This window comes from Mesorhizobium sp. M5C.F.Ca.IN.020.32.2.1 (genome assembly GCF_004023105.1).
GTDB classification, from domain to species: domain Bacteria; phylum Pseudomonadota; class Alphaproteobacteria; order Rhizobiales; family Rhizobiaceae; genus Mesorhizobium; species Mesorhizobium wenxiniae.
This window is the reverse complement of record NZ_RZSX01000879.1, coordinates 1-2,545: the sequence shown is the minus strand read 5'-3', so window position 1 is coordinate 2,545 and position 2,545 is coordinate 1. Positions and strand designations below refer to the sequence as shown.

Sequence of the window (2,545 nt, the reverse complement as noted above, 5' to 3'; positions counted from 1 at the left end):
GTGCAGGAGGAGCAAAGCGGGGTTGGATGGATCGCCCGCAGTGACGTAGGCAAGCTCAGTTCCACCGGAGAGACGCATTCGTCGTTGGGCGGGCGGGCTCATGTCGAGATTCCGTTTTGCTGTCTAGAACCGGAGTTCAACTCAGACGAGCGGCGCGAGTTCCCGACGTTGCCGAAGAGCGTCGGCCGGTCTTCTCATGCTCGGGCCGTCCGCGCGGCGACCGGCCTGGGCGAGTACTGTTCTGAGATGCTTTTGGCGCACCAAGGACGAGGATGACGGTATCGCGACCTTGCGGCGACGAGGATTATCGCCGCCAGAAGGGCTTGGCGATCTCTGCCTCGACCTGCCGTCTCGTCAGACCGATATCGTCGATCAAATGAGGATTGTCCTTCGACATTTACTCAAGTTCCCAGCGAAAGCGCTTCCGCTCGTCCCAGGCCGCGACAATGCTTCGCAGGGTCGCCAGGCTGTAGTGCCGACGCGACATTTCCGCTGGCTCCACGGGCGTTCCCGGCCGCGCCGCCTGATGCCGGACCGATGCAAGAGTATCGTTCATAGCAACCTCCATATGGTTTGAAGGTCCGGGGACCCTCGACCTGAAAGAGGCTGAATTCTGCAGGATACGAACAGCGTCGTAATTAAGCTCTCCCAAATAGTTCTCAAAACTTCCAAACGGGCTATAAATGCGCCGCATGCAGGGATCGCGCTTTGCCTTTGGTCCGTTCGTGCTTGATTCCGGTGCGGGAACGCTGCTTCGCAACGATGTTCCCGTTGCCGTTGGCTACCGCGGGCTAAAGCTACTTGCGGCGCTCGTTGGACGGCCCGGCGAAATCCTTGAGAAGGCCGAGTTGATGGACGCGGCGTGGCCGGGCACCGCCGTCGAGGAAGGCAATCTCACCGTCCAGATCGCGCAGCTGCGCAAGCTGCTTGGTCCGGCCGCGGACGGCGGCGAATGGATCGCCACGGTTCCGCGCGTCGGCTACCGCTTCACTGGGGCCGTCGAACAGCTCGGTGGCGCGAAGCGAAAGCCTTTGCCACTGCCCGATAAACCATCGATAGCCGTGCTGCCCTTCGTCAATCTCAGCAACGATCCCGAGCAGGAATCCTTCGCGGATGGGTTGACCGAAGATCTGATCACCGACCTGTCCAGGATCTCCGGCCTGTTCGTCATCGCACGCAACTCGGCCTTTGCCTACAAAGGAAAGGCGATGGCCGTGCGCGAGATCGCTGAGGACCTTGGCGTGCGCTATCTGCTGGAGGGGAGCGCAAGACGCGCCGCGGGGCGCGTGCGCATCAACGCACAGCTGGTCGACGCGGTGAGTGGCGACCATCTATGGGCGGAACGCTTCGATCGCAGCCTGGAAGATATCTTTGCCGTTCAGGACGAGGTCACCGGCAAGATCGTGGAGGCGTTGCTCGGCAGGCTGCGCGCACCGCCGCCGCGCAACCGGCCCAAAAATCTCGAGGCTTACGATCTCTGCGTGCGGGCGCGCAAGCTGATGGATGATTCGCCGCAGACGGCGCGCGAAGCGCATCTGATGCTCACCCGCGCGGTTTCGCTCGATCCGGAATATGCCGAGGCCTATCGCTGGCTTGCCATGAACCACTGGATGGGATGGGTGCATTCCGGCGGACCAACCGAAACATCCCGTAGCGTTGCTTTGGAACTGGCGCGCAAAGCCGTGGCGATCGACCCCAACGATGCCGGCTGCCGCTGGGTTTTGGCTTACCTGCTTGCCTATGAGCGCAGCTTCGCCGAGGCGGATGCGGAATTCGCCAAGGCGATCGAGCTGGACCCGAACGAGGCCGATGCCTGGGCGGCATTATCCGACATCGCGGTCCTGGCCGGACGGGTCGAGGAGGGCCTTGAGCACATTCGCAAGGCATTCCGGCTGAACCCGTTTCCGGCAAGTTGGTACTACCTGGCGCTCGGCCAGGCGCAATATGCGGCCGGCGCATACGAAGCCGCTGTCGAGACACTGCGCAGGGACGAGACTTATCGTACGAGCTCGCGCCGTTTCCTGGCGGCAAGCCTTGCCCAATTGGGCCGGCTCGACGAGGCGCGCGCAGAGGTCGAACTGTTCCTCGTCGGCAACCCGCATTTCACCACCCGCCACTGGGCCACGACGGAGCCATTCCGCGATGCCGCGACGCTCGAGCATTTCGTTGATGGCTTCCGCAAGGCCGGTCTTCCGGAGTGACGCGCCGGCGTGACCTCCTAAACGCTTTCGCACCGTTCGTGCGACCTATTCCTCAAAGCGACTCGTGGCGTCACGATCGCGCTCGTATCGTCTCGTGAGCGGAAACGGCGGCAACCAGGACTCGCGACGGATGATCCAGCTTTCGTAGGTCGGCATCAGTTGGTCAGGGGCATCCAGGGATCCCAGGTTCACTTCGATTTCGTCTGCGGTGCGACCGAAAATTGTAGAGCCGCAGCGGGGACAGAAAAACCGCCCGGCGTAGTCGCGCGTCTCGCCTTCGACCGTCACCACATCCTGGGGGAACACCGCGGAAGCGTGGAAAAGGGCCCCATGATGCTTGCGGC

The 2,545-nt window shown here is 62.5% G+C and carries 3 protein-coding genes and 1 pseudogene; 2 read left to right on the top strand and 2 right to left on the bottom strand.

Annotated elements, in window-relative coordinates; all coding sequences use genetic code 11:
* The coding region (locus tag EOA86_RS39670) for a hypothetical protein (protein ID WP_206630179.1) at positions 1-276 on the top strand (276 nt) is incomplete at its 5' end.
* A 28-nt stretch (positions 277-304) separates the two neighbouring features.
* Here the strand turns inward: EOA86_RS39670 and EOA86_RS30290 are convergent.
* Positions 305-487 (bottom strand): annotated as a pseudogene (locus tag EOA86_RS30290) (DUF1127 domain-containing protein).
* 205 nt (positions 488-692) lie between these two features.
* Here EOA86_RS30290 and EOA86_RS30285 point away from each other — a divergent pair.
* Positions 693-2,201 (top strand): winged helix-turn-helix domain-containing tetratricopeptide repeat protein, encoded by a 1,509-nt coding sequence (locus EOA86_RS30285; protein ID WP_128344985.1) that lies wholly within the window; start codon positions 693-695, stop codon positions 2,199-2,201.
* 45 nt (positions 2,202-2,246) lie between these two features.
* Here EOA86_RS30285 and EOA86_RS30280 read toward each other — a convergent pair.
* Positions 2,247-2,545 (bottom strand): GFA family protein (locus EOA86_RS30280; protein WP_164892124.1); only part of this gene is annotated, 299 nt, incomplete at its 5' end.

Coding starts and splice junctions, on each gene's coding strand:
- EOA86_RS30285 (WP_128344985.1), top strand. CDS start 693: ATGCAGGGATCGCGCTTTGCCTTTGGTCCGTTCGTGCTTGATTCCGGT.